Here is a 24,746-nt window from a genome sequence, read left to right as displayed (position 1 = left end):
AGAAGGGAACCGGCCAATGGCTTTGCCCGTCGACCAACTGGCTGCGGTGCCGGAGGCCGCGACCCGCAGGGACTCGCTCGAGATCATCCTCGAACAGGACCGTACGCGGCTGCAGGAACTGACCCCGGTGCGACATCAGCGGATGTCGGCCACGCCGTTCACGTTTTATCGCGGTGCGGCGGCGGTGATGGCCTCCGACCTCGCGGCGACTCCCAGCACCGGCATCGTGACCCAGTTGTGCGGAGACGCGCATCTGAGCAACTTCGGCTTGTTCCGCTCACCGGAACGCGCGATGGTCTTCGACCTCAACGATTTCGACGAGACGCACCCCGGCCCGTTCGAGTGGGACGTGAAGCGCCTCGCGGCCAGCATGGTCATCGCGTCGCAGGCGAACGGCTTCGACGAGACGACGGGCCGCAGCATGGCGCGCCTCGCGGCCAAGGCGTACCGGAAGACGATGATCGCCAGCGAGGCCAAACCCGCCCTCGAATGCTGGTATGCGCGAGTCGACGCCGACGAGGTGGTCGCCGATCTCGGTGACCGCTTCGACACCGCCGCGTCGAAGCGGACGCAGAAGGCGCTCCGGAAGGCGCGGCACCGGGACAGCGCGCAGGCGCTCGAGAAGCTCTGCTACGTCGATCTCGCGGGGGCGCACATCAAGAGCGATCCGCCGCTGCTGGTGCCGGCGTCCGAGGTCGCGCCGTCGATGTCGAAGGTCCAACTCGACGACTACTTCGGTGAGGCCTTCGCACGCTACGCGCGCACCCTGCCCGCGCACGTCGCCGAGTTGTTCTCGCAGTACTCCTTCATCGAGGCGGCGCGAAAGGTCGTCGGCGTCGGCAGCGTCGGCACCCGGTGCTGGATCGCGCTCTTCGGCGGGGCGCGGGGGACCGATCCGCTCTTTCTTCAATTCAAGGAGGCCTCCGAATCGGTCCTCGCGCCGTTCGTGCCGGGCTGCGAGTACACCAATCAGGGACAGCGTGTCGTGTTCGGTCAGCAACTGTTGCAGGCGTCGAGCGACATCTTCCTCGGATGGGTCCGTGCGGCCGGCGCGGAGGCGACGGTCGACACCGACTTCTACGTGCGCCAGCTGCGCGACGGCAAGGGGTCGGTGGTCGTGGAGTCGCTGCTTCCGGCCGGGATGGAGTACTACGGGGCGCTGTGCGGCGAGGTGCTGGCGCAGGCGCACGCGCGTACCGCATCCCGCCACGAGATCGCGGCATACCTGGCCGACGCGGGAAAGGCCTTCGACGCGGTGATCGCCGACTTCTCGGTGGAGTACAGCCGCATCAACATCGGTGACCACGGACGCCTCGATGCCGCGGTCGCCGACGGGTCGGTCAGCTCCGGTGCCCTCGAAAACCCGTCCTGACCTGACGATTTAGTAGTTCGGCCGAGCTCGTTGTACGCTATTGCAGGTCATACACGGGGTATGGCGCAGCTTGGTAGCGCGCTTCGTTCGGGACGAAGAGGTCGTGGGTTCGAATCCCGCTACCCCGACGCTTTGGTTGAGAAGCAGTTGAGGCCCCCGGCCTGCAGAGATGCGAGCCGGGGGCTTCCTCGTATCGTGCGTGTCCGTTCTGCTCAGGTGTCAGATCGTCGTTGAGACCCGGCCTTGCGGTAGAGGTCAGGCTTCCGCGAGCTTACTGCTCAAGCAGATCGTGCCGACCCCGACGCTCGATACCGCGGCGTAACTGTTCCATCGGAGTTCTCTCGGTCAGTGATCGTGCTACGGCCGCCTTCTGGGCGGATTCGGGCTGACGGCGGACGCCCGGCCAGTTCATCAGCGATGGGACAGGCACCCACTCGAGTCGTTCAGAAGGAGGACTCCGGTGGCAGTTCACGCACCCAGTCTTGTGTTGAACTCGTGAGCCTGATTCACTTGAAAAAGTCCGTTGCTAACTGATGCAAGCGGACGCCGCCCCGTCCGGCGGTTGCTCTGGGGAGGGTAGTGAACCGGACGGGTGCGATGACGCGGTCCGTCCCGCTCCTGTCTAAGGGGAGGGAGCCGGACGGACCGCCCTCGAATAGCCGGTCTCGTGCGCCGGGAACTACGCCGCGACCTCAAGCCTCGATCGGCAACTCGCGGATCACTCGCGCGGGATTGCCCGCGGCGAATACATGGTCGGGGAGATCGCGAGTGACGACGCTCCCGGCTCTCATCTGACGCGGCATCACCCAGCTGCCCTCGCCGAGGCCGCCCAGCAATTCACGCAGCAGTGCGTCGCGCACGCCGTCCTCGTCGGCGGCGGTCGCGTTGAATCGGTCCAGCAGCCGCGCGCAGGCCTTGCGCAACCCGACCAATTCGGGATCGGCGTCGCGGTACAACTCGCCGGCCAGCATCCGTTCCCGGTCGGTGGTCATGCCGTCTCGGTCAGCTGAACTGGTCGGCGAGCTGGGGCAACGACTGCTGAACGCTGTCGACGTCGCCGCCGTTCGACACCGCGGTCAGCGTCAGCAGCGACGCCTCCGGGCGGCAGCAGAACCGGGCGGGCGCGTACGGCGAGGTACCGAGGCCCGCGCTGACGTGCAGCTTCATCGTCGAACCCCAGTTGGAGACGCCCTTGACCCGCGAACGATCGAGATGGCAGTTGGTCACCAGCGCGCCGTAGCCGGGCAGGCACAGCTGACCGCCGTGCGTGTGGCCCGCCAGCACGAGGTCGTACCCGTCGTCGGCGAAGGAGTCGAGCACGCGGGGCTCCGGTGAATGCGTCAGCCCCAGCCGCAGTTGCGCGAGCGGGTTGGGTCGCCCGGCGATCGCCTCGTAGCGGTCGCGTTCGATGTGCGGGTCGTCGACGCCGGCCGCGACGATGCGCACCGAGCCGACCTCGAGTTCGCGCACCGTGTGCGTGGCGTCGAGCCAGCCGCGTTCGGTGAAGGCCGCGCGCAGATCCTGCCACGGCAGCGGCTCGCCGTGCGTGCGTGTGTGGTTCTTCTTGAAGTACTTGAACGGGTTCTTCGGTTTCGGGCCGAAGTAATCGTTGGAGCCGAAGACGAACAGGCCGGGGCGCGCGAGCAGCCCGCCCAGTGCCTGCACCACAGCGGGGACCGCGCTGGGATGGGCGAGGTTGTCGCCCGTGTTGACCACCAGGTCGGGCTCGAGTCGCTCCAGCTCGGAGATCCATGCCTGCTTGAGATGCTGGTTCGGCATCATGTGGATGTCGCTGATGTGCAGCACGCGCAAGGGCGACGATCCCGGCTCCAGCACCGGCAGCGTCGCGTGACGCAGGGTGAATGCGTTGCGCTCGATCACCGTCGAATACACGAGACCGGCGGCGGCCGCACCGGCGGCACCGGCCACGACGCGGGTGAGAGCTGAGGCGTCACGTGTGGTGCGCGAGGGCGCACCGAATCCGGGAACCGAGACCATGGACTTCAGGATACGCGCCGAAGACGCCCGCCGACCCCGCGCTGCGCCGTCAGCCGCCGGGCACCTCGATGACCACCGGACCCACTCCCGGCACCTGCACCGTCTTCTCCGCCGGTTTGTCTGACGTGCCGTCGCCGGAGGTCTTGCCGCGGCCGTTGCTCACGTACATCGCGATGGTGCTTCCCGGCATCGCGCTGTCGGAAGGAGCGGTGAAGACGACGGTGCCCTTGGGGCGAGTGCTGTCGACTTCGAGTTCGGTGACCTTGAAACCGGCCTCCTGCAAGCGCGAGGTGGCCTGGCTGGCGGGCAGTCCGCTCACTTGCGGGATGCGTCCGCGGTCACTGCCCGCGACGTACTGCGGATCCACGGGAGGCAGCGCGACCGGACCGAACTTGGTCGCGATCGGTCCGATCGCCGAGAACCACGTCCGTGCCGGCTCGAAGCCGCCGTATAGATTTCCGTCGCCGCACTGGCGCAGCGGCGAGGTGCAGATGCCCGCCGGGTGCGAACCGTCGTTGTAGGTGTAGACGGCGGCGGCGAGGCGGTTGGTGAATCCGAGGAAGGCCGCCGAGCGGTGCGCCTCGGTGGTGCCGGTCTTGCCCGACAGCGGCAGGTTCCAGCCCGCCGCCGAAGCCGCGGCCGCCGACGTGCCGCCGCCCTTGTCGTCCTCGCTCATCGCGTTCGCGAGCGTGTTGGCCAGCCCGGACTCGACGACCTGTTCGCACTTGGGCGGGTTGAACGGGACGTTGACCATCGCGCGCTGTCCGTTCTGGTCGAGCACCGCGTTGCCGTACTGATCGCGCTTGACCTGCTGGATCGACGCGATCGGGTTCGGCGGACACCACGTGCCTCCGGAGGCGAGGGTCGCTGCGACATTGGAGAGTTCGAGCGCGTTCACCGCGAACGGGCCGAGCGTGAACGAGCCGAAATTGCCCTTCTTCACATACTCGGCGAGGCTCTGATCGCCAACACCCGAGGTACCGGGCTCGTTGTACGAGCGCAGTCCGAGCCGCACCGCCATGTCGACCGCGGGCTTCACCCCGACCTGCTGAAGCAGCTGGACGAAGGTGGTGTTCGGCGACGTGGCGAGGGCCTGCGTCACCGACGCCGACGGCGGATACGCGCCGGCGTTCTTGACGCAGTACGCGTTCACCGGACAACCGAACGCACCGTTGCTGTCGCCCATGCCGTACACCGCGACGCTCGACGGGATCGGCAGCACGCTGCCCGTGCCCAACCCCTTCTCCATCGCCGCGGCCGTGGTGAACAGCTTGAAGATCGAGCCGGCGCCGTCGCCGACGAGAGAGAAGGGCTGCGGTTGAACTGTCTCATCGCGTTTGGCGTCGAGGCCGTAATTGCGGCTCGAGGCCATCGCCAGCACGTCGTGAGAGTCCTTGCCGGGAGCGACGATGCTCATCACGGTCGCGATGCCGTCGGTGTCCGGAGCGGTGTGCTGCTGCGCGGACCGCACCGCATCGGCCTGGACCTCGGGATTCAGGGTGGTTCGGATGAGGTAACCGCCCCGCATCACCTGTGCGCGCGGGATGCCGTTGTCGGCCAGGTACTGCAGGACGTAGTCGCAGAAGAAGCCGTTGTTGTGCGCGGAGATGCATCCCTGCACGGGGGTCTTCGGCGCGGGCAGCACGCCGAGCGGCTTCTTCTTCGCCGCCTCGAGTTCGGCGCGACGTTCGGGGAAGTTCTCGATCATGGTGTCGAGCACGGTGTTCCGTCGCGCCATGGTGGCCTGCGGATCGGTGTACGGGTTCAGCCCGGAGCTCGACTGGACCATGCCGGCGAGCATGGCCGCCTGTTCCACCGTCAGCTCCTTCGCGGAGTGACCGAAGTACGTCTGGGCCGCGGCCTCCACACCGTAGGCGTTGTTGCCGAAGGGTACGACGTTCAGGTAGCGGGTCACGATCTGCTTCTTCGCGTCCTGCTTCGCGGCGGCGTCGTCGAGTCCCTTCTCCCGCTTGGCCTGATCGGTGAGCGTCTGCTCCAGAGTCAGGGCCATCCGCACCTCCCGCAGTTTGCGCGCGGGTGTCGTCTCCGTGGCGGCTTCGCGCTCGGCCTCGGTCCGGGCCAGAACCAGCAGTTGGTAGTTCTTGATGTACTGCTGATCGAGCGTCGAGGCACCCTGCTGCACCTCACCCGACGACGAGTTCTTCAGGGCCGCACGGATGGTGCCCTTCCAGTCGACGCCGTCGTGTTCGAGGAAACGCCGGTCCTCGATCGAGATGATCGCCCGGATCATGTCCTGCGAGATGTCGTTGTATCCGACCTGGTAGCGGTACTGGTCGTAGAGGAGCGCAATCGGTGTGCCGTTCGCGTCGGTCACCGTGGTGACTTCGGGGACGGTTCCGCCCAGCAGCTCGGACGACGAGTTCTCCATCGTGGCGGCGGCCCGGTTCGAGAGCACGCCCATTCCGGTGGCGACGGGGAACAGGAGTCCGGCCACGAGGACCGCGGCCATCACGACGGCGACGGCCAGGCCTGCGAGGTTCGAAGTCTTGCGCACGATGGCCAGGATACGTGTGATTCGCCGCGGGGCGCCGTATCCACCTGCGCGGATGTCGGCCCGACCTGCGTCGAACTCAGGACCATAGCCCACCGACTTGCGTTGCATCGGCCGCCTCAATAGATTGGAAACGTGAGTTACCTAACAAAGAAACTCATTGGTAGGTACGAATCACAGCAGGATCTCATGCATGCGCTCAACCAGGGGCATGTCGATGGGTTTGTGAAAGGCGGGATTGCGCAATGACTCTGGCGCCGTTGACCACCGTTGACTCAGAGGCTCGACTGGCTTGGGTTTCCCAGGCGCGTTGTCGTGGAGGTGACCCGGACGATCTGTTCGTCCGCGGAGCTGCTCAGAGGAAGGCTGCGACCATCTGCAGACACTGTCCGGTGCAACTCGAGTGCGGTGCGGATGCGCTCGACAATCGCGTCGAGTTCGGCGTCTGGGGCGGAATGACCGAGCGGCAGCGTCGCGCGCTGCTCCGTCAGCATCCCGAAGTGACGTCGTGGGCGGCGTTCTTCGAAGCGCAGCGCCGACGACAGCGTCTCGGCGCAGTTCCCGACCAGAACTGAACGACGAGGAGCCCGGCACGCGCCGGGCTCCTCGTCGTCTGGGGCTGTGCGGTCCTTCGGTCAGCCGCGGCTGGTGATCTGTTCGGCGACTGCGCGCAGGGCCGACATGTCGGCCACCTCGAAGGGCAGCGCCGGCACACCCACCAGCGGAACGCTCGGGTGCGACGAGGTGAACCGCTGAAGCAGGCGCACCTCGCGCTTGGCGGTGGCGGCGCGCTCGGTGTGCACTTTCAGCACGCCGCGCGTCAGTTCATCGTCCATGCCGGTCATCGCGGTCTCGGCCGCAGCGGCCGTCATGGAGGTGAGCGTCGGGTGGGTCCGGTTCACGATCAGGCCGGTGAGCGGCATCGAGTCCTTCGACAGCCGTTCGACGAAGAACGAGGCCTCGCGCAGCGCATCGGGCTCGGGGGCGGCCACCACGACGAACTCGGTTCCGGGCTGCTTGAGCAGTTCGTAGGTGCGGTTGGCGCGCTCTTGGAATCCGCCGAACATCGAGTCGAGGGACTGTACGAAGGTCGCCACATCGCGCAGGATCTCCCCGCCGACGATCGTGGAGATGCCTCGCATCGCCAGGCTCATCGCCCCGGTCAGCACGCGGCCGACGCCGCGACCGCCGCCGACGAGCATGCGCATCAGTCGACCGGACAGGAACGAGCCGAGGCGCTGGGGGGCGTCCAGGAAGTCGAGCGCATTCCGGGAGGGCGGCGTGTCGACGATGATCAGATCCCACCGCTGCTCGTCGAGGAGTCGGCTCAGCTTCTCCATCGCCATGTACTCCTGCGTGCCCGAGAACGACGACGCCACTGTCTGATAGAAGCTGTTGTTCATGATCGACTCGGCGCGCTCCGGCGTCGAGTGTTCGATCACCATGTCGTCGAAGGTGCGCCGCATGTCGAGCATCATCGCGTCGAGACTGCCCGCGCCGTCGAGCCTGTCGAGGGGAACCGGCTGCGGTTCGTTGGTCAGCTCCGACATTCCCAGCGACTGGGCGAGGCGACGTGCCGGATCGATCGTCAGAACCGCCACTCTGCGGCCGCGCTCGGCGGCGTGCAGGGCCATCGCCGCGGCGGTCGTCGTCTTGCCGACGCCGCCCGACCCACAGCACACCACGACGCGGGTTCCAGGGTCGGCCAGCACCGCGCCCATCTTCAGGTCGGGCATTACGCTCCAGCCTCCTTGAGCACGGCGGACAGTTCGTACAGGGCGCCGAGGTCGACACCGTTCTCCACGGTCGGCAGTTCCACCTGCGCGGCGTCGACGTCGTCGAGTTCGGCGCGCGCGATCTGCTGCGCCTGAAGCCGTGCCGCGTAGTCGATGGTCTCGGTCAGCAGACCGGCCAGATCGTCGTCGGACAGGTGGACGCCGGCCTCCGCCAGGCTCTTCTCGATCCGTGCCGAGTCGATGCGGCCTTCGGCGATGGCGTCCGCCTCGGCCTCGGGAAGATAGGACGGGTTGACGCGATTGACGACGATGGCGCCGATGTTGAGGTTCTTGGCACGCAGTTCGGCGACTGCCTCGATGGTCTCCTGCACCGGCATGGCTTCCAGGAGGGTGCATAGGTGTATCGCGGTCTCCGGCGAATGCAGCAGTGCCGCAACACCTTCGGACTGATTCCGAATGGGGCCGCTCTTCGCCAGATCGCGCATCGCGGTGGTCACGTCGAGGAAGTTGCCGATTCGGCCGGTCGGGGGTGAGTCGACGACGATCGCGTCGTAGGTCCGCGCGCCGTTCTTGTCCGTGGCGATGACGCGTTCCTTGATCTTGCCGGTCACCAGGACGTCCTTGAGTCCGGGGGCGACGGTCGTGACGAAGTCGATCGCGCCGACCTTCTTGATCGCCCGCCCGGCGAAGCCGAGGTTGTAGAACATCTCCAGATACTCCAGCAGGGCGTGCTCGATCTGAAGTGCGAGCGCCCACACCGAGCCACCGCCGTCCATCCCGACCAGTTGAGTGTCGGTGGGCGGAAGCGGGGGGACGTCGAAGAGCTGGGCGATGGCCTGCCGTTCCTCGCACTCGACGAGCAGGACCTTCTTACCCTCGGAGGCGAGGGTGAGTGCCAGCGCTGAGGCCACCGTCGTCTTGCCGGTGCCGCCCTTGCCGGACACGAAATGCAGACGCGCGCTCGCCGCCTGCGCCGGCCACGCCCCGGGACCGTCCTTGCGAACTTCGTTGACCACGCCGATCACCTTATCGACCGTGTCTACTGTGACCGCGGTTAACCGTTAAGGTTGGCACCATGAGTGAAGTCACCGCCTGGGAATACGTCACCGTTCCGCTGCTCACGCATGCGACCAAGCAGATCCTCGACCAGTGGGGCTCGGACGGCTGGGAACTGGTGAGCGTTCTGCCCGGTCCCACCGGAGAACAGCACGTCGCATACCTCAAGCGTCCGAAGGCCTGACCGATGAGCGGGCAGTGGTCGAAGCGCTTGGCGGAACTCGGAATCGATCTTCCGACGGTGGTCGCACCGGTCGGCAGTTACACCCCCGCACTCCGCGTCGGCGATCTCGTGTACACCTCGGGACAGATCCCGGTGGCCGACGGTCAGGTGAGGGTCACGGGGAAGGTGTCCGAGGGCGCGGAAGGCATCGTCACGCCGGAACAGGCGAACGCGGCGGCTCGGCTCTGCGCGCTCAACGCGCTCGCGGCCGTGCACGCCGAAGTCGGCATCGACTCGATCGTCCGGGTGGTCAAGGTGGTCGGATTCGTCGCCTCGGCACCCGGATTCACCGGTCAGCCCGGCGTGATCAATGGAGCGTCGGACCTGCTGGGTGAGATCTTCGGCGAGGCCGGCGTCCACGCGCGGTCGGCCGTCGGGGTCGCCGAACTCCCCCTGGGCGTGCCCGTCGAGGTGGAAATCGTCGTCCAGGTGACATGACCCGACCGGGGAGCGGTGCCCGGAGGCTGCGGACCAGCGTGCGTCCCGAGGAACAGGAAGCGGTGATCCTGGCGGCGGCGCGCCGCGAGTTCGCGGAGGTCGGAGTGCGGCGGGCCGGCATGGACGCCGTGGCGCGCGCCGCGGGCGTCTCGCGCAGCACGCTGTACCGGCGTTTCCCGAACAAGGACGCATTGCTCGCGAAGGTCGGCGAGGCGATCGCACTCGCGACCATGCGGCATCTCGCCGCGGCCGTCCGCGGCCTGCCGCCGCGCGAGGCGGTGGTCGAGGCCTTCGTCGAATGCACGCGGATCGTCGACGAGGATCCGCTCGTGCGCCGACTGCTGCTGGACGAGCCGGACGTCGCCGACGTTCTGGTGAGCCAGACTTCCCGTACCGCCGGAGAGTTCCTGGAAGCCTCCGGCGCCGCGGTCGCGGGCACGCTGCGTCGTGCGGGCGCGACCATGCCCGACGACGATCTTCTGCTGGTGTCGGAGCATTTCGTACGCGTCGCGCTGTCGCTCACGCAGATCCGGACCTCGCGTCTGGACATCGCGGACGTCGAGACCGTCCGGGCCTACGCCACGAAGTTCCTGGCACCGGTGGTGTGGTGACGCGGCGGTCGCTCGGTAGGCTCGGTGAATGCCCCTTCATGCCGACGCTTCCGCCGACGACAAGCCGGTCCATCCCGCATACGGCGTAGTGCGTGAGGTGACGCCGTTCGCCTCCGTGCTGCTGTGTCACAATCCCGGCTCGTTCGAGCTCGACGGCACCAACACCTGGATCCTGCGAGCGCCGGGTTCGTCGACCGCGGTGGTCGTGGATCCGGGACCGACCAAGCACGGCAAACACGTGCGGGCTGTCGCGGCCGCGGCCGGGGAGGTCGAACTCGTCCTCATCAGCCATCGCCATCACGATCACGTCGGTGCATGCAAGAGGATGCGCAAACTCGCGGGCGCACCGCAGCGGGCCTACTCAGACGAGTACTCGGTGGGCGCCCCGCGGTTGCGGGACCGTGAAGTCATCGAGGCGGCGGGCGTGACCATCACGGTGATGCACACCCCGGGACATACGGCCGACTCCACGAGCTTCCTCGTCGAGTGGGAGGGGCAGCGTGCGATCCTGACCGCCGACACCATTCTCGGTTTCGGCACCACCGTGCTCGATCCGTCGGACGGTTCGCTGAAGGACTACTTCAACTCGCTCAATCGGCTGCTGGTGGAGGCCTCCGACGCGGTCGTGCTGCCCGGACACGGCCCCGACCATCCGGAGCTGGAACCCATTGCGCGCTACTACAAGTCGCATCGCGAGGAACGTCTCGCGCAGATCGTCGCCGCACTCGACGAACTCGGTGTCTCACCGGAGAAGGCCAAGCCGATGAAGGTGGTCCGGAAGGTCTACTCCGACGTCGATCAGAAGCTCTGGCCGGCCGCGAAGATGTCGGTGAAGACTCAATTGGAGTATCTCCGCACGCTGTGAGCGCGTGCGGCGGAGATCAGGACTGACAAACAGGTCCGAGGGCGAAATGCCCTCGGACCTGTTTGTCGGTACTGATTGTTGCGCTTGCTCAGCGTGCGCGGCGCGCGAGGCGCTCGGAGTCCGCGATCAGGACACTCTTGCCCTCGAGTCGCAGCCATCCGCGCTGTGCGAAGTCGGCGAGCGCCTTGTTGACGGTCTCGCGCGAGGCGCCGACGAGCTGGGCGATCTCTTCCTGCGTGAGGTCGTGCGTGACGCGCAGTGCGCCGCCCTCCTGCGTGCCGAAGCGCTGCGCCAACTGCAAGAGCTGCTTGGCGACGCGACCCGGGACGTCGGTGAAGATCAGGTCGGCGAGGTTGTTGTTGGTGCGGCGCAGGCGACGTGCCAGCACGCGGAGCAACTGCTCGGCGATCTCCGGACGGTCCTTGATCCACTTGCGCAGCGCGTCGCGGTCCATGGTGACCGCGCGGACCTCGGTGACGGTGGTCGCCGACGAGGTGCGGGGGCCGGGGTCGAAGATCGACAGCTCACCGAACATGTCCGACGGACCCATGATGGTCAGCAGGTTCTCGCGACCGTCCGGCGAGCGGCGGCCGAGCTTCACCTTGCCGGACAGGATGATGTAAAGACGGTCGCCGGGTTCGCCCTCGTGGAAGATGACATGACCGCGCGGAAACTCGACCGGCTGAAGTTCCTTCGCGAGAGCTGCGACGGCGGTGGGTTCGACACCCTGGAAAATGCCGGCCCGTGCTAGTACTTCTTCCACCTAAAGAACCTCTCTCAAATGCTTTTGCCGCGTCCAGTGATAAAGACTACGTGAAAGATCATAGATGTTGGATTGATCACTGTTCGCATTAGTAGGCAACTAGCGCGCGTCGTACCTGCGGCTCGGGCCGCCTGCACGCTCACCGGACTTCAGGACGCGCGACTGGATTCCGGTTCGTCTGTTTCCGCGATCGGCTTGCTGCGCCGGCTCCGGAGCTCGTCGAGTGCGGCGGGCAGCCCGTCTTTCGCGAGGTTGCTCACGTCGGTCTCATCCGCGGCTTCCAGGAACTCCTCGACGTGGGCCGGGCCCACCGACAGTCGGTCGAGTCCCGCCTGCACCCTCTCCATCGCGAGTGCGAAGAGCATCAGCACAGCGGGGAAGAGAAGTCCGGCCAGTCCTTGCATGAGGAACAGTAAACACCGGGGCCGTGGGGGTGCCGCAAACCCAGACGGCTCTCGTCACCGAGTTGTGACCTGCGGTTACCCGGGCCGGCGAGGTCAGCCGACCGCGCGGCCGGGGGCACGGCGGCTAACCTGGTCTGTTGTGAGTAGACGCAAGGAGGAGACCAGGCTGGGCCTGGTCCGGCGGGCGCGGCGGATGAACCGAGCGCTGGAGGCGGCCTTCCCGCACGTCTACTGCGAACTGGATTTCACAACGCCGCTGGAACTGTCGGTCGCGACGATCCTGTCGGCACAGTGCACCGACGTGCGCGTGAACCAGGTGACGCCCGCGCTCTTCGCCAGGTACCCGGACGCGCGCGCATATGCCGAGGCCGACCGGACCGAGTTGGAGGAGATGATTCGGTCCACCGGCTTCTATCGGAACAAGGCCAATTCGATCATCGGCCTGGGGCAGGCGCTGGTCTCGCGGTTCGGTGGCGAGGTGCCGGCGAATCTCAAGGATCTGGTGAGCCTTCCCGGCTTCGGGCGCAAGACGGCCAACGTCGTCCTGGGCAACGCCTTCGGCGTGCCTGGGATCACCGTCGACACGCATTTCGGCCGGCTGGTCCGCCGCTGGGACTGGACTCGGGAGACCGACCCGGTGAAGGTGGAGCACGCGGTGGGCGCGCTGTTCGAGAAGCGCGACTGGACCGACCTGTCGCATCGCATCATCTTCCACGGTCGGCGCGTCTGCCATGCGCGCAAACCGGCGTGCGGTGTCTGCGTGCTCGCCAAGGACTGTCCCTCCTACGGTGAGGGGCCCACTGACAAGGGCGCGGCGGCGGCACTGGTGAAGGGGCCGGAGACCGAGCATCTGCTCGCCTTGGCCGGAGTCGAGCAGTCGGGAGCGGCTCAGTGAAGATCCTGAAGGAGCCCGCGGCCCGGGCCACGCTGGCATTCGTCATCGTCGCGGTCGCGCTAATCGTGGCGCTCTGGCCCCGTGGCGGGCCCGACGACACCGCGGGCGGCGGTGGGACGACGGCGGCGACCTCCACCTCTGGTGTGACCGATCAGCAGGTGTCCGAGGACGAGCTGAGCAAGGAGCGCGCGGCGGCCGCACTGCAGCCCTGTCCCGACGGCACGGGGCCGGCCGGCCCGCATTCCGTCCTGGCCGGTGTCACGGTTCCGTGCATGGCCACCGGCGCACCGGTGGACCTCGGCGTGACCACGGCGGGAAAGCCTCTGGTCATCAACATGTGGGCGGTGTGGTGTCTGCCCTGCCGTCGTGAGCTGCCGATCTTCGACCAGTTCTCCAAGGACGCGGGCGAGAGCCTGAACGTGCTCGCCGCTCACGCAAGCCAGGGCGGCGACAAACCGTACTTCGTCCTGAAATTCCTGCAGGAGGTCGGGGTGCATCTTCCGGTGGTCACCGATCCGAACGGTGCGGTCGCCAAGGCGATCGGGGCGCCTCGGGTGTTCCCGTCGACCGTTCTGATCCGGTCGGACGGCACCGTGGCCGATGTGCTGCCGCGAGTGTTCGATTCGGAGGCGCAGCTCGCAGAGGTGGTCCGTGAGAAGCTGGGTGTCGACGTAGGGGGAGCGCAGTGAGCGGAGTTCCGGTGGGGCCGCTCGTGTCCCGGGACCAGATCCCGCCGTGGCTGCGCCCGGTGACCGACGACCCCGAGGTCGTCAACGAGAAGGTGCTCAGCCGAGGCGGCGGTCGGGCACGGCTCGTCGCGGGCCTGCGCGGACACCGTGCCGCGGCCGTTCTGGTGCTCTTCGCCGGGTCGTTCGCCGCCGACCCGCTGGCGGCCGGAGGACTGCCCGCCGACGCGGACGTGCTGCTCACCGAGCGCGCCGCCACCCTGCGAACGCACAGCGGACAGATCGCCTTTCCGGGCGGCAGCCGCGATCCCGGCGACGACTATCCCGTCGGCACCGCGCTGCGAGAGGCGCGGGAGGAGACCGGCCTCACCGACGACGGCGTCAAAGTGCTGGCGAATCTGCCCGCCTTCCCGGTGCCGACCGGTTTCGAAGTGCACCCGGTGCTCGCACACTGGGAACGCCCCAGCCACGTGTACGCCGTCGACCACGGTGAGACGGCGAGGGTCACCAGGGTGAACCTGCGCGAACTCCTGGCACCGGAGAACCGCTTCCAGGTGAGTCGGTCCCTCGTGGGAACCACCGTGTACAAGGGCCCGGCGTTTCTCTACGACGGCATGCTGGTCTGGGGATTCACCGGTGGACTGCTGGCGGCGATCAGCGAAGCCGCGGGCTGGGACGTCCCCTGGGACACCGACGACGTGCGCCCACTGGAGCAGATGATCGCCGAGACCGGCGGTCGGCAGGTGTCGGGGTTCTCCGACCCCCGGGACGGCGGCCTCGCCGCCGACGTGAACGGAGATCGATGAGCGGATCGGTGTGGGTCGACCTGGTGATCCTCGTCGTCGCCCTGCTGGCGGCGCTGAGCGGATACCGCCAGGGTGCGGCAGCGTCCGCACTGGCCTTCTTCGGCGTGGTCCTGGGTGCGGTCGCGGGAATTCTGCTGGCTCCCGTCGTCATCGAACGCTTCGACGACGCCCGGCTTAGGCTGTTGATCGGCGTGGTGCTGATCGTCGTGTTCGTCATCATCGGCGAAGTCGCGGGCATGGTCCTCGGCGGTGCGGTGCGCAGCAGTATCCACTCCCCGGGACTGCGGCGCGTGGACAGCTGGATCGGTTCGGTGCTGCAGGTGATCGCCATCGTGATCGCTGCGTGGCTGCTCGCCTTCCCTCTGCGGAGTACGGACGAATTCCGTCTCTCGTCGGCGATCGACGGCTCGAAGGTGATTCAGACGGTCGACAAGGTGGCCCCGCAGTGGGTGCGTGACCTGCCCGACGAGTTCACCGGTCTGGTCGACAGTTCCGGGCTCAAGGAGGTGATCGGGCCGTTCGGGCAGACGCGCGTGGCGAACGTCGGTCCGCCCGACGCGGCTCTGGTCGACCAGCCCGCGGTGCGCTCGGCGAAGCGGAGCGTCGTCAAGATCAGCGGTGTGGCTCGCAGTTGCGGCCAGGCGCTGGAGGGCAGTGGATTCGTGGTCTCGCCCGAGCGCGTGATGACCAACGCGCACGTCGTGGCGGGTACCGACACCGTGAGCGTTCAGACGTCGGCGGGCGGCGATTACGAGGCCACCGTCGTCTGGTTCAACCCGCGCAACGACGTCGCGGTCCTGGACGTGCCGGGACTGCGCGCGCCGGCCCTCGAGTTCGCCTCCGGGCAGGCGCAGACGGGCGACGACGCCATCGCTCTCGGCTACCCCGAGAACGGGCCCTTCACGGTCACGCCGCTGCGCGTGCGGAATGTGGTGGAGCTCAACGGGCCGGACATCTATCAGAGCCCGCGCCAGGTGCAGCGCCAGGTGTACACGGTGCGCGGCAACATCCGTTCGGGCAACTCCGGCGGTCCGATGATCTCCACCGACGGCAAAGTCCTCGGCGTGGTCTTCGGCGCCGCAGAGGACCCGACAGAGGACACCGGCTTCGTCCTCACCGCGGAACAGGTTCAGCGCGATCTCGCGGCTTCGGAGCAGAGCGATTCCGAAGCGGCGACGCAGCAATGCGTCTCGGGCTGATCCGGGATCGATCGGACTCTCGAGCGGCGGCGTTCGTCACCGGCCGAGGAGCTGCAGCAGCAGCGCGTTGAACTCCCCGGGTGCTTCCTGGTGTGCGAAGTGCCCGGTGTCGGGAATGATCCGGTAGTCCATGTCGGCTGCCCAGTGGCGGCTCTGGACCATCACCGAGTCGAGGATGTACTCGTCGTCGTGGCCGCGCACGGCGAGGATGGGGATCGGCAGCCGCTTGTCCATGAGATCCATGAAACGCCGGCCGTCGTTGCGGAACTGCGACCGGAACGCCCACCGCCGGTACTCCAGGCTGCAGTGGGCCACGCCGGGGATCTGAATGGCGAGCCGGTTGCGGGCGATCGTCTCGGCGAAGTCGGGGCTCTGCTGCCAAGCCGGTCCGGAGCGTTCCCGGAAGTACTCCTCGATGAAGGCTCCGTCCGCCCGGGTGAGGCGACGCTCGCCCAGGCGAGGCAGCTGGTTGTGCAGGAACAGCGGGAGAAACGCCGACCGCTCCTCGGAGTTGAACAGGACGCCGCGCTTGAGCGCGCGCGGATGTGGCGACGACAGCACCGCCACCCGCTCGACGACCGCGGGATGCAGTGTGGCCGTGGCCCAGCAGACGAGCCCGCCGTCGGCGTGACCCACCAGCGTGGCGCTCGTGTGGCCGAGTGCGCGCACGAGTGCGTTGGTGTCGCCGGCCAGCGTCCACCCGTCGTATCCGCGGGGCGGCTTGTCGGAGTCGCCGTAGCCGCGCAGGTCGACGGCGACGGCGCGGTAGCCGGCCTCGGTCAGTGCTTCGAGCTGGTGCCGCCACGACCACCAGACTTCGCCGAAGCCGTGCAGCAGCAGCACCAACGGACGGTCGGCCACGAACCGCTGCGTCTCCACGGCATGAAAGCGCAGACCGTTGGCGCGGACGTCGAAGTGCCGCCACGGTCCATCGAAGCGGACCAGGGTCGGGTCCGGAGGAGTGCTCGTCAATCTGGCGGTGATGGATCAGTTGCGCATCGGGTCGCGCGCAGGCGGGATCTGCGGGTGCGCCATACCGCCGGTCGACTCGTGGTGACCGGGGATCACGGTCGCCAGCTCGTTGACCGATTCGATCGTCTTCTCCGGCGCTCGAAGCCGTTTCAGGAACACGTACCCAGCGACTATCAGGGCGATCGAGACCACCAGGAGCACCAGGAAGACGATGCCGAACGCAGCCCAGGTCGGCAGCCAGATGTCGAGCAGGAAGCCGAGGAACACGAAGAAGAACAGGCTCGCGTACAGCAGCAGCACGGCCGCCACGATCATCAGTCCACCGCCGGCGCCGGCCTTCTTGGCCTCGCGGACCAGCTCGGACTTGGCCAGCGCGATCTCGGCGCGGAACAGGGTGGAGGCGCTCGCGGCGGCGTCCTTGACCAGATTGCCGATCGTCGGTTCGCCGCTCGGTCCGAGGTTCGCGTCCGACATGGGGATCGACGGAACGCGGGGAGCGTTGCTCGGTTCACTCGGCCAGGTGTCGGAATTTCCGCTCACGAATACTCCCTTGAAGATCGTTGGTCGGTCTCATGTTGCCATGTCGGGTCGTACCGCGAAACGACACCGCCGACCCGGGCAGGTCGGCGGTGTCGATGCGGACGGTCCGGCGATCAGCTCTTGCGCGACCGGATGGCTTCGAATACGGACGGATCGACGAGGGTGGAGGTGTCGCCCAACTCGCGGCCCTCGGCGACGTCCTTGAGCAGGCGCCGCATGATCTTGCCCGACCGCGTCTTGGGAAGCTCCGGGACGATGTTGATCTCCCGGGGCTTCGCGATCGGCGAGATGTCGACCGACACCTGTTCGCGGAGTTCGGCGATCAGCGAATCGCCGGAGGCGTCGGCGCCCTCCATGAGGATGACGAATGCGACGATGCCCTGACCGGTGGTCTCGTCCGCGGCGCCGATGACGGCGGCCTCGGCCACGGCTGAGTGCGCCACCAGCGCCGATTCCACTTCGGACGTGGAGATGCGGTGCCCCGACACGTTCATGACGTCGTCCACTCGGCCCAGGACCCACAGTGCGTGGTCTTCGTCGTACCGCGCGCCGTCGCCGGCGAAGTACCAGCCCTGCTCGGCGAAGCGCGACCAGTAGGTCTCCTTGAACCGCTCGTCGTCGCCCCAGATGCCGCGCAGCATCCCCGGCCACGGACGGTCGAGAACGAGGTAGCCCTGCTCGCCGTCGGGCACCGGATTGCCGTTGTCGTCCACCACATTGGCGCTGATGCCGGGCAGGGGGCGCATGGCCGAGCCCGGCTTGGTCGCGGTGACGCCGGGGAGCGGGGAGATCATGATGCCGCCGGTCTCGGTCTGCCACCAGGTGTCGACGATCGGGCAGCGGCTGCCCCCGATGACCTCGTGATACCAGCGCCAGGCCTCGGGATTGATCGGCTCGCCGACGCTGCCGAGGAGGCGCAGCGACGAGAGGTCGTGCGCATCGGGGATCTCGCGTCCCCACTTCATGAAGGTGCGGATGAGGGTCGGCGCGATGTAATAGATCGTCACGCCGTACTTCTCGATCACCTGGAAGTGCCGGTGCTCGTTTGGAGTGTTCGGCGTGCCCTCGTAGATCACCTCGGTGGCGCCGTTGGAGAGCGGTCCGTAGACGAGGTATGTGTGTCCGGTGACCCAGCCGATGTCGGCGCCGCACCAGAAGACGTCGCGGCCCTCCTTGTGGTCGAAGACGTTGTGGAAGGTGTAGTTGGCCTGAGTGAGGTAGCCGCCCGACGAGTGGACGATGCCCTTGGGCTTGCCGGTGGTGCCGGAGGTGTAGAGCAGGAAGAGGGGATGCTCGGCGTCGAAGGCCTCGGGCTCGTGATGGGGAGACGACTCGCCGACCGTGTCGTCCCACCAGACGTCGCGGCCCTCCACCCAGTTCAGGTTCGGGTCGTGGTTGGTGCGGCGCACCACAAGCACCTTCTCGACCGACTTCGCGGCGTCGTCGCCGGTGCCGAGGGCCTCGTCGACGGCTTCCTTGAGCGGTGCCGGCTTGCCGCGTCGGTACTGGCCGTCGGTGGTGATGACGACCTTGGCCTCGGCATCGTCGACTCGCGACCGGAGGGCCGTGGCGGAGAAGCCCGCGAAGACCACCGAGTGGGTCAGGCCGAGCCGGGCGCAGGCGAGCATCGAGACGACGGCCTCGGGAACCATCGGCATGTAGATGGCGACGCGGTCGCCTGCCTGCAGCCCGATGGACGCCAGATAGTTCGCGGCGCGTGAGACCTCGTCCTTGAGCTGGCTGTAGGTGATGTCGCGCGAGTCCCCGGGCTCGCCGACCCAGTGGATGGCGACGCGATCACCCTTGCCCGCGGCGACATGACGGTCGACGCAGTTGTAGGCGACGTTCAGCCTGCCGCCGACGAACCACTTGGCGAACGGGGCGTTGGACCAGTCCAGGACCTCGCCGAATGGAGTGTCCCAGTCGAGGCGGCGTGCCTGCTGCGCCCAGAACTCGAGCGGATCGGCCTCGGCGCGGTCGTACAGCTGGGCCGTCGCATTCGCGTCGGCAGCGAATTCGGGAGACGGCGGGTAGACCTGATTTGCGCTCGAAGACATCGTCGTTTGCCTTTCCTCTGTTCGTTCATCGACTCCGGCCACACGGTGAGACCGGAACGGGTCTGCAGGGCGAAGAGACTTCCATTGTGAAGGTAATCACTACCGTCTGACAGTGTGACGGCGGGACGGTTGCATGCGGGTTGCGAGCGATGAGCGGTCGGTCGTCAGCGGTCGGCGGCGCTCGCGCAGGTGCCGCTACTGTTGAACGCGTGAGTTCAGATCCGTTGTCGCCGCTGCTCGACCTGCCCGGCGTTCGCGAGGCGTCCGACCGGGCCCGCGACGCGGTCAGCGCGGCACATCGTCATCCGATCAACCTGCGGCAGTGGGACAAGACCTCCCGCGAGGCCTCGTGGCGGGCCGGGCGGTCGTCGGCAGCGATCGACGGCGGCACCACGGACATCTCACGGTCGGATCTCGGTGACCCGATCGCCGCCGGCGCGGTCCGGGTGGCCCAGTCGCTCGACAGCGATGCGATCGATCAGGCAGTCGCGGTGTTCCGGCGCGCGCCCGCCCAGTCGCTGGCCCGCCTGCACACACTCGCCGCCGCCGACCTGCTCGACGATCCGGAGCTGCTCGGCCGTCCCCGCCCCGAGCCGCATATCGCACAGCGTCTCGACCTGCTCGGGCAGTTGATCACCGGCGGCACGTCGGCGCCGGCTCCGGTGCTGGCCGCCGTGGTGCACGGGGAACTGTTGGCGCTGGCACCCTTCACCGAGGCGAACGGAGTGGTCGCGCGCGCCGCGTCGCGACTGGTCTCGGCGATGACCGGGCTCGACCCGCATCTGCTCGGCGTGCCGGAGGTGACCTGGCTCAAGCGTCTCGGTGAGTACCGGGAACTGTCCGCACGCTTCGCTACCGGCGATCCGGAGGCGATCGGTGCGTGGATCGTTCTGTGCTGCGAGGCGATGGAGGCGGGCGGCGCAGAGGCCACGGCGATTGCCGATGCGGCCCGCGGCTGATCGGCGGTGTCACCGACGGATCGCCGTCAAGAGTAGGAGCCGCACACATATTTGCGGGCGGCCCACCGATCGGATCTCCGATCGGTGCGGCCGCCCGCAAGCACGGGCCCAAGTGACCAGGCGTGCATATGTGGGTTGTGGTACCCGCCTCGGCGAGGGACTGCTGGCATCTCGTCGTGAATCGAACGTCGGGTTGTCGGCCCAAAAGAGATTTCGCGAATGATGCCCGCAATGTCGCAGGCGCACAACACTTGTGCCAATGCGGCGCGCTCCGCGTGGGTGCTTGCCGCCCGTGCTGGGAGCTTGCCGGTCCGGGGGCTTCTGCCCTTCTCTTCCGGGAGAAGCTGGGCCGTCCGGGGCTCCGTAAGTCATTTGTACATGGTGATGCCCATCACATCAAGCCCTTCGTGAAAAATCTTCACGCGGCCTCTGACCTGGCGTTTTTCGAGTGCCGAAGCTGATAGACGATCGCTGCCGCGGCGGCGCCAATCCCCGTGGCGCACAGCGCCGTACGCGTCACCGTGGCCTTGGGCGACCACGGCGATGCGGGTAGCGGATTCGGGAAATCGAATATCTCCCAACCGTTCTCGGTCGCGTGGCGACGGAGCGCCCTGTCTGGATTCACCACGGCGGGGTGGCCGACCGCGGTCAGCATCGGCAGATCGGTGCTCGAATCGGAGTACGCGTAACACTCGTCCAGGCGGTAGCCGCGTTCGTCGGCGAGTGACCGCATGGCGATCGCCTTGGCCTCGCCGAAGCAGTAGAACTCGAGTTCTCCCGAGTATCGACCGTCGACCACGCGCATGATGCTCGCCCGGACCACATCGGCACCGAGGAGGCGGCCGATCGGTTCCACCATCTCGATTCCGGAGGCGGAGATGAGCACGATCTCGTGGCCTGCGCGTCTGTGTTGTTCGATCAGGGCTGCGGCCTCGGTGAAGATCGCCGGCCGGACCACCTCCTCGAGTGTCTCGGAGACGATCTCGCGAACCAGGCCGGCGTCCCAGCCGGTGCACATGTCGGTCACATGTTTGCGGAGCCGCTCCACCTGATCGTCGCCGGTGGAGGCGAGCAGGAATTGCAGCTGCGCAACCGCCGACCTCAGCATTGCGCGACGGGTGAGCAGCCCGCCGGCGAAGAAGGGGCGGGTGAATGCGAGGGCGCTGGATCGGGCGATCACCGTCTTGTCGAGGTCGAAGAATGCGGCGATCCGATCCGATGACGTCGAGGTCACAGGCCGAATCCTAGGTGGAATCCGACGCCCGGGGAAGGGTGCCGGGAAGTGTGACGTAGAAAACACTGGAACCAGATAGTTGGTATTGCAATGTTCGCGTCTACGCGTGTAGCTTGTAGTTATCCGGTTCACGCCGGTAGCTTTCAGCCCGACCCCCCGGGGCTGAAACGCTGATGACCCCGGCCTCCTCCCCCCTGGCCGGGGTCGTCCCATTTCTGCGGTCGGATCTTCCGTTCGAACTCCACCCAAGCGAGACGAACATCCTCGATTGTCTCACCACGGTGTGGGCGTCGCGGTAGCTTCAGAGACCAGTGCACCCCGGAGGCGGGTGCGTGTCGTCTAGAGTTCGGACCCTCATGAAGCCCTTCGGACGTCTCGTCCTCGCGATCTGCGCGGTGCTGATCGGTGCCACGGCCCTGGTGGCGGCACCTGCTCAAGCCGCCCCCGCCCAGCCCGAGAACTACAACTTCTTCGGCGGAATCCCCTACGAGCTACAGCACCCGGGCGGTTCGTTGCCCGGATCCAACGACTTCCGCTGCAAGCCGACTGCCGCACATCCGCGCCCAGTGGTCCTGGTGCACGGCACCGGCGGAGCACGCACCACCAACTGGGGAGCCTATGTCCCCATGCTCAAGAACCGCGGATACTGCGTCTTCGCACTGACTTACGGCGCCTTGCCGAGCATGCCGTGGCCGCTGACCGCGGTGGGCGGCATGGACCGGATCGAGGTCAGCGCGGGGCAATTGCAGAAATTCGTCGCACGCGTGCTGGCGGCCACCGGCGCGAAGACCGTCGACATCATCGGCCACTCGCAGGGAACCTACATGCCGGAGTACTACGTCAAGTACCTCGGCGGCGCCGACAAGGTGACCAACTACGTCTCCCTCGCGCCCCTGTGGAAGGGAACCGGGTCGGTGAGTCCGTCCATGAATCAGCTCGGTCGGTTGCTCGGCGACGTCCCGATGCCGATGTGCATCGGATGTGGCGGCATGCTCCCCGGATCGTCGATGAACAAGAAGATCTGGCGCGGCGGAAGCCCGTATGTGAAGGGTGTGCACTACACCAACATCATGACCAGGTACGACGAGTTGGTGGTGCCGTACACCGCGGGCTTCGTCCCCGGCCGCCGGGGCGAGTCGGTGGACAACATCGTGGTTCAGGACAGCTGCGCACAGGACTACAGCGACCACCTCGCGATCGCGGGATCCCGCCGGGCGGCGTACCTGGCACTGAACGCGCTGGACCCGGCGCACCCGGTCACGGTGCCGTGCGAGTTCGTGCCGCCGTTCACCGGGCAGTCGTAGCGACTGCGCCGCCGGGACCTGTGGACAACGCGATTTCCTGACTCGGCGCCTGCGGGCACGCTCGGAGCATGAGCGATGTGCTGCTGGTCCTGGCTCCGGAGTCTCTCCACGACGATCTCGCGCGGTGCAGTGCGGCCGCCGGCTTCGCGATGGTGGTCGGCGATCCGGCGCGCTGCAGACACCAATGGCTCAGAGCCGCCGCGGTCGTCGCCGATTCGGCGGCTCTCGACGTCCTCGCCGGGCAGGAGTTGCCGCGGCGCGACGGGCTGTTCGCGGTCAGCGGCGCCGGCGACGACGCGCGGCTGTGGCGGTCGGGCCTGGTTCTCGGCGCCGACGGTGGTTTCGTGCTCCCCGAGGAGGAAGCGGCACTGGTCGCAACGCTGTCGCGGGCGCGCGAACCGCGTCGGCATCCGGCACGTGCGGTCGCGGTGGTGCCCGGGCACGGCGGTGCCGGGGCCAGCACGCTTGCCGCGGCGGTGGCGCTCGTGGCCGCACGGACGACCGGCGTGCTGCTTCTCGACGTCGACCAGGCCGGTGCGGGTGCGGATCTGCTCTTGGGTATCGAATCGGAGCCGGGCCTGCGGTGGTCGGACGTCAACGGGGAGACCGGTTCCATCGGCGGCGCGGCGTTGCGGTCGGCCGTGCCGCGCACGCGCGGTGTGGGGGTTCTCGCCGCCGGTCGCGAGCAGCCTTCGAGTCTGCGCCCGGAGACCGTGCTCGCGGCGCTCGACGCGAGCCGCGGTGCAGGAGACGCGGTGGTGGCCGACGTGGGACGGGAACCGGGGCCGGTCACGGCCGGGATCGTCGACTCCGTCGACCTGACCGTCGTGGTGACCACGGCGACGGTCGCCGCCGTCGCGGCCACCCGCCGCACACTCGACCGTCTGCTCCGTGAGCGCGAACCGCTGCTGCTGGTCCGCGGCCCGTCGCCGAGCGGACTGACCGCCCCTCAGGTCGCCGATGCCGTCGGACTGGAACTGCTCGGCGGTTTCCGAGCCGACGCATCGTTGCCCGGTCGATGCGAGGCGGGCGGGCTCACGCTGCGCCGGTTCTCCCCGCTGACCCGAGCAGCCGAAGCCGTCTGCCGTCGCGCACGAGTGGGTGCCCGGTGACCGGGATCGACGCCGAGCTGCTCGAACGGGTCCGGCATCGTCTCGCGGCCGAGGCGGGGCCGGGAGCGCCGTCGCCGGGACCGGAGATGATCGCGTGTGCGATCCGTGCTGAGTCCGGCGGGCTGCTCGGCGACACCGACCTGCTCGCGGCGTTGCGTTACCTGCAGACGGAGATGGTCGGCGTCGGACGTCTCGAAGTGCTGCTCGCCGACCCCGCGGTGACGGACGTACTGGTGGTCGGACCGCGGCAGGTGTGGGCCGACCGCGGTGACGGTCCGCGGCTGACCGACGTGGTGTTCGACGACGAGGCGAGCGTGCGCCGCCTGGCCGCGCGGCTGGCGCTCAGCGCGGGCCGGCGGCTCGACGACGCCCAGCCGTGGGTCGACGGCCGGCTCACGGGAGTCGGCCGAAGCGGTTCGCATCTGCGGCTGCACGCCCTCATCCCCCCGCTGGCACCCGACGGAACCTGCATCTCGCTGCGCGTGCTGCGGAGTGCCACACACGATTTCGAGGCGCTCGTCTCGGGCGGCTCGATCGACGCCGAGGTGAGCGACCTGGTCGCAGGCGTGATCGCGGCTCGGCTCGCCTTCTTGGTCGTCGGAGGGACCGGGGCGGGCAAGACCACTGTGCTGGGGAGTCTGCTGGGTCTGGTCGACCCGAGTCAGCGGATCCTGTGCGTGGAAGACGCGCCCGAACTGGAGCCGTGCCACCCGCACGTGGTGCGCCTTGTGGCTCGCGCGGCCAACGTCGAAGGCGTCGGTGAGGTGACGGTCCGGATGCTGGTGCGGCAGGCACTGCGAATGCGACCCGACCGGATCGTCGTCGGGGAGGTCCGGGGCGCCGAGGTGATCGATCTGCTCACCGCGCTCAATACCGGGCACGACGGCTGCGCGGGCACGCTGCACGCCAACTCGATCACCGAGGTCCCCGCCCGGATGGAAGCGCTCGCGGCCCTCGGCGGGATGGCGCGCGAGGCTCTGCACAGCCAACTCGGTCCCGCGATC

25 protein-coding genes and 1 tRNA gene are annotated in these 24,746 nt (G+C 67.8%); 15 read left to right on the top strand and 11 right to left on the bottom strand.

Going from position 1 to position 24,746, the window contains the following annotated elements; all coding sequences use genetic code 11:
- The first annotated feature begins 16 nt into the window (after positions 1 to 16).
- Both GSI01S_RS14665 and GSI01S_RS14660 read left to right on the top strand, forming a co-directional pair.
- The gene (locus tag GSI01S_RS14665) at positions 17 to 1,372 is read left to right on the top strand and encodes a DUF2252 domain-containing protein (protein WP_006897378.1); all 1,356 of its coding nucleotides are present in this window, start codon (positions 17 to 19) and stop codon (positions 1,370 to 1,372) included.
- Positions 1,373 to 1,426: 54 nt separating this feature from the next.
- Positions 1,427 to 1,500: transfer RNA gene (locus GSI01S_RS14660), tRNA-Pro, on the top strand.
- A 564-nt stretch (positions 1,501 to 2,064) separates the two neighbouring features.
- Here the strand turns inward: GSI01S_RS14660 and GSI01S_RS14655 are convergent.
- From GSI01S_RS14655 to GSI01S_RS14645, 3 genes are read right to left on the bottom strand one after another with little or no spacing between them, the layout of a single operon-like run.
- Entirely contained in the window at positions 2,065 to 2,364 is a 300-nt protein-coding gene (locus tag GSI01S_RS14655; RefSeq protein ID WP_006897377.1) for a maltose acetyltransferase domain-containing protein, read from the bottom strand.
- Between the two features lie 10 nt (positions 2,365 to 2,374).
- Entirely contained in the window at positions 2,375 to 3,370 is a 996-nt protein-coding gene (locus GSI01S_RS14650; protein ID WP_006897376.1) for a metallophosphoesterase, read from the bottom strand.
- Positions 3,371 to 3,419: 49 nt separating this feature from the next.
- Positions 3,420 to 5,840 (bottom strand): penicillin-binding protein, encoded by a 2,421-nt coding sequence (locus tag GSI01S_RS14645; protein ID WP_051999668.1) that lies wholly within the window; start codon positions 5,838 to 5,840, stop codon positions 3,420 to 3,422.
- A gap of 287 nt (positions 5,841 to 6,127) precedes the next feature.
- Here GSI01S_RS14645 and GSI01S_RS14640 point away from each other — a divergent pair, with 287 nt between their 5' ends.
- Positions 6,128 to 6,457, top strand: a complete 330-nt coding sequence (locus GSI01S_RS14640; RefSeq protein ID WP_006897374.1) for a WhiB family transcriptional regulator — start codon at positions 6,128 to 6,130, stop codon at positions 6,455 to 6,457.
- Between the two features lie 60 nt (positions 6,458 to 6,517).
- Here the strand turns inward: GSI01S_RS14640 and bagB are convergent, their stop codons facing one another.
- Together bagB and bagA are read right to left on the bottom strand one after the other, a co-directional pair.
- Complete coding sequence (gene bagB / locus GSI01S_RS14635) at positions 6,518 to 7,618, bottom strand: ArsA family ATPase (protein WP_006897373.1); 1,101 nt, start codon at positions 7,616 to 7,618, stop codon at positions 6,518 to 6,520.
- Entirely contained in the window at positions 7,618 to 8,643 is a 1,026-nt protein-coding gene (gene bagA / locus GSI01S_RS14630; protein WP_006897372.1) for an ATPase BagA, read from the bottom strand. Before bagA ends, bagB begins: the two co-directional genes overlap by 1 nt.
- 50 nt (positions 8,644 to 8,693) lie before the next feature.
- On the opposite strand from bagA, the gene sp36 reads away from it, so the two are divergent.
- Genes sp36 through GSI01S_RS14615 form a run of 4 tightly spaced genes read left to right on the top strand, consistent with a single transcriptional unit; the run spans position 8,694 to position 10,811 of the window.
- Entirely contained in the window at positions 8,694 to 8,858 is a 165-nt protein-coding gene (gene sp36, locus GSI01S_RS19990) for a Sp36 family protein (RefSeq protein WP_006897371.1), read from the top strand.
- Positions 8,859 to 8,861: 3 nt separating this feature from the next.
- Positions 8,862 to 9,335: a RidA family protein gene (locus GSI01S_RS14625; RefSeq protein ID WP_006897370.1), complete on the top strand. Its 474-nt coding sequence runs from the start codon at positions 8,862 to 8,864 to the stop codon at positions 9,333 to 9,335.
- The gene (locus tag GSI01S_RS14620) at positions 9,332 to 9,946 is read left to right on the top strand and encodes a TetR/AcrR family transcriptional regulator (RefSeq protein WP_006897369.1); all 615 of its coding nucleotides are present in this window, start codon (positions 9,332 to 9,334) and stop codon (positions 9,944 to 9,946) included. Before GSI01S_RS14625 ends, GSI01S_RS14620 begins: the two co-directional genes overlap by 4 nt.
- A 28-nt stretch (positions 9,947 to 9,974) precedes the next feature.
- Positions 9,975 to 10,811, top strand: a complete 837-nt coding sequence (locus tag GSI01S_RS14615) for an MBL fold metallo-hydrolase (protein ID WP_006897368.1) — start codon at positions 9,975 to 9,977, stop codon at positions 10,809 to 10,811.
- Positions 10,812 to 10,899: 88 nt separating this feature from the next.
- On the opposite strand, the gene GSI01S_RS14610 is transcribed toward GSI01S_RS14615, so the two are convergent.
- Together GSI01S_RS14610 and GSI01S_RS14605 are read right to left on the bottom strand one after the other, a co-directional pair.
- A complete protein-coding gene (locus GSI01S_RS14610; protein WP_006897367.1) occupies positions 10,900 to 11,574 on the bottom strand; it encodes a Crp/Fnr family transcriptional regulator in 675 nt (224 codons plus the stop codon).
- A 149-nt stretch (positions 11,575 to 11,723) separates the two neighbouring features.
- Positions 11,724 to 11,978, bottom strand: a complete 255-nt coding sequence (locus GSI01S_RS14605) for a hypothetical protein (RefSeq protein WP_006897366.1) — start codon at positions 11,976 to 11,978, stop codon at positions 11,724 to 11,726.
- A gap of 193 nt (positions 11,979 to 12,171) precedes the next feature.
- Between GSI01S_RS14605 and nth the strand changes: the two genes are divergently transcribed.
- Genes nth through GSI01S_RS14585 form a run of 4 tightly spaced genes read left to right on the top strand, consistent with a single transcriptional unit; the run spans position 12,172 to position 15,564 of the window.
- Positions 12,172 to 12,873: an endonuclease III gene (gene nth, locus GSI01S_RS14600; RefSeq protein WP_231875670.1), complete on the top strand. Its 702-nt coding sequence runs from the start codon at positions 12,172 to 12,174 to the stop codon at positions 12,871 to 12,873.
- Positions 12,870 to 13,562: a TlpA family protein disulfide reductase gene (locus GSI01S_RS14595; protein WP_006897364.1), complete on the top strand. Its 693-nt coding sequence runs from the start codon at positions 12,870 to 12,872 to the stop codon at positions 13,560 to 13,562. Before nth ends, GSI01S_RS14595 begins: the two co-directional genes overlap by 4 nt.
- Positions 13,559 to 14,365 carry an NUDIX hydrolase gene (locus GSI01S_RS14590; protein ID WP_039867779.1) on the top strand — a complete coding sequence of 269 codons (807 nt, stop codon included), beginning with the start codon at positions 13,559 to 13,561 and terminating at the stop codon, positions 14,363 to 14,365. Before GSI01S_RS14595 ends, GSI01S_RS14590 begins: the two co-directional genes overlap by 4 nt.
- Positions 14,362 to 15,564, top strand: coding sequence for a MarP family serine protease (locus tag GSI01S_RS14585; RefSeq protein ID WP_006897362.1), 1,203 nt, complete (start codon positions 14,362 to 14,364; stop codon positions 15,562 to 15,564). Before GSI01S_RS14590 ends, GSI01S_RS14585 begins: the two co-directional genes overlap by 4 nt.
- Positions 15,565 to 15,600: 36 nt before the next feature.
- Here GSI01S_RS14585 and GSI01S_RS14580 read toward each other — a convergent pair whose 3' ends face one another.
- The 3 genes from GSI01S_RS14580 to acs all read right to left on the bottom strand — a co-directional run bounded on the left by GSI01S_RS14580 (position 15,601) and on the right by acs (position 19,133).
- On the bottom strand, positions 15,601 to 16,536 hold the full coding sequence (locus GSI01S_RS14580; RefSeq protein WP_006897361.1) for an alpha/beta fold hydrolase: 936 nt from the start codon (positions 16,534 to 16,536) through the stop codon (positions 15,601 to 15,603).
- A gap of 15 nt (positions 16,537 to 16,551) precedes the next feature.
- Positions 16,552 to 17,076: a phage holin family protein gene (locus GSI01S_RS14575; protein ID WP_006897360.1), complete on the bottom strand. Its 525-nt coding sequence runs from the start codon at positions 17,074 to 17,076 to the stop codon at positions 16,552 to 16,554.
- 113 nt (positions 17,077 to 17,189) lie between these two features.
- Positions 17,190 to 19,133 (bottom strand): acetate--CoA ligase, encoded by a 1,944-nt coding sequence (gene acs / locus GSI01S_RS14570; RefSeq protein ID WP_006897359.1) that lies wholly within the window; start codon positions 19,131 to 19,133, stop codon positions 17,190 to 17,192.
- A gap of 209 nt (positions 19,134 to 19,342) precedes the next feature.
- On the opposite strand from acs, the gene GSI01S_RS14565 reads away from it, so the two are divergent.
- The gene (locus GSI01S_RS14565; protein WP_039867776.1) at positions 19,343 to 20,092 is read left to right on the top strand and encodes a Fic family protein; all 750 of its coding nucleotides are present in this window, start codon (positions 19,343 to 19,345) and stop codon (positions 20,090 to 20,092) included.
- 418 nt (positions 20,093 to 20,510) lie between these two features.
- Here GSI01S_RS14565 and GSI01S_RS14560 read toward each other — a convergent pair whose 3' ends face one another.
- Positions 20,511 to 21,326, bottom strand: a complete 816-nt coding sequence (locus GSI01S_RS14560; RefSeq protein ID WP_006897357.1) for an HAD family hydrolase — start codon at positions 21,324 to 21,326, stop codon at positions 20,511 to 20,513.
- 356 nt (positions 21,327 to 21,682) lie between these two features.
- Here GSI01S_RS14560 and GSI01S_RS14555 point away from each other — a divergent pair, with 356 nt between their 5' ends.
- The 3 genes from GSI01S_RS14555 to GSI01S_RS14545 all read left to right on the top strand — a co-directional run.
- Positions 21,683 to 22,630: an esterase/lipase family protein gene (locus tag GSI01S_RS14555; protein WP_006897356.1), complete on the top strand. Its 948-nt coding sequence runs from the start codon at positions 21,683 to 21,685 to the stop codon at positions 22,628 to 22,630.
- A 68-nt stretch (positions 22,631 to 22,698) separates the two neighbouring features.
- A complete protein-coding gene (gene ssd, locus GSI01S_RS14550) occupies positions 22,699 to 23,742 on the top strand; it encodes a septum site-determining protein Ssd (RefSeq protein ID WP_006897355.1) in 1,044 nt (347 codons plus the stop codon).
- Positions 23,739 to 24,746: TadA family conjugal transfer-associated ATPase (locus GSI01S_RS14545; protein WP_006897354.1), on the top strand; the 1,008-nt coding region annotated here is incomplete at its 3' end. The genes ssd and GSI01S_RS14545, both read left to right, overlap by 4 nt.

Source organism: Gordonia sihwensis NBRC 108236 (assembly GCF_000333035.1).
In the GTDB taxonomy this organism is placed as follows: Bacteria; Actinomycetota; Actinomycetes; order Mycobacteriales; family Mycobacteriaceae; genus Gordonia; species Gordonia sihwensis.
The sequence above is the reverse complement of the archived record's forward strand: the minus strand, read 5'-3'. Positions and strand labels throughout refer to the sequence as shown.

What these genes read in the sequence shown, in the direction of transcription:
- GSI01S_RS14665 (WP_006897378.1), top strand. Translation starts at nt 17, where the DNA reads ATGGCTTTGCCCGTCGACCAACTGGCTGCGGTGCCGGAGGCCGCGACC.
- GSI01S_RS14655 (WP_006897377.1), bottom strand. Translation starts at nt 2,364, where the DNA reads ATGACCACCGACCGGGAACGGATGCTGGCCGGCGAGTTGTACCGCGAC.
- GSI01S_RS14650 (WP_006897376.1), bottom strand. Translation starts at nt 3,370, where the DNA reads ATGGTCTCGGTTCCCGGATTCGGTGCGCCCTCGCGCACCACACGTGAC.
- GSI01S_RS14645 (WP_051999668.1), bottom strand. Translation starts at nt 5,840, where the DNA reads ATGGCCGCGGTCCTCGTGGCCGGACTCCTGTTCCCCGTCGCCACCGGA.
- GSI01S_RS14640 (WP_006897374.1), top strand. Translation starts at nt 6,128, where the DNA reads ATGACTCTGGCGCCGTTGACCACCGTTGACTCAGAGGCTCGACTGGCT.
- bagB (WP_006897373.1), bottom strand. Translation starts at nt 7,618, where the DNA reads ATGCCCGACCTGAAGATGGGCGCGGTGCTGGCCGACCCTGGAACCCGC.
- sp36 (WP_006897371.1), top strand. Translation starts at nt 8,694, where the DNA reads ATGAGTGAAGTCACCGCCTGGGAATACGTCACCGTTCCGCTGCTCACG.
- GSI01S_RS14625 (WP_006897370.1), top strand. Translation starts at nt 8,862, where the DNA reads ATGAGCGGGCAGTGGTCGAAGCGCTTGGCGGAACTCGGAATCGATCTT.
- GSI01S_RS14620 (WP_006897369.1), top strand. Translation starts at nt 9,332, where the DNA reads ATGACCCGACCGGGGAGCGGTGCCCGGAGGCTGCGGACCAGCGTGCGT.
- GSI01S_RS14615 (WP_006897368.1), top strand. Translation starts at nt 9,975, where the DNA reads ATGCCCCTTCATGCCGACGCTTCCGCCGACGACAAGCCGGTCCATCCC.
- GSI01S_RS14605 (WP_006897366.1), bottom strand. Translation starts at nt 11,978, where the DNA reads ATGCAAGGACTGGCCGGACTTCTCTTCCCCGCTGTGCTGATGCTCTTC.
- nth (WP_231875670.1), top strand. Translation starts at nt 12,172, where the DNA reads ATGAACCGAGCGCTGGAGGCGGCCTTCCCGCACGTCTACTGCGAACTG.
- GSI01S_RS14585 (WP_006897362.1), top strand. Translation starts at nt 14,362, where the DNA reads ATGAGCGGATCGGTGTGGGTCGACCTGGTGATCCTCGTCGTCGCCCTG.
- acs (WP_006897359.1), bottom strand. Translation starts at nt 19,133, where the DNA reads ATGTCTTCGAGCGCAAATCAGGTCTACCCGCCGTCTCCCGAATTCGCT.
- GSI01S_RS14555 (WP_006897356.1), top strand. Translation starts at nt 21,683, where the DNA reads ATGAAGCCCTTCGGACGTCTCGTCCTCGCGATCTGCGCGGTGCTGATC.
- ssd (WP_006897355.1), top strand. Translation starts at nt 22,699, where the DNA reads ATGAGCGATGTGCTGCTGGTCCTGGCTCCGGAGTCTCTCCACGACGAT.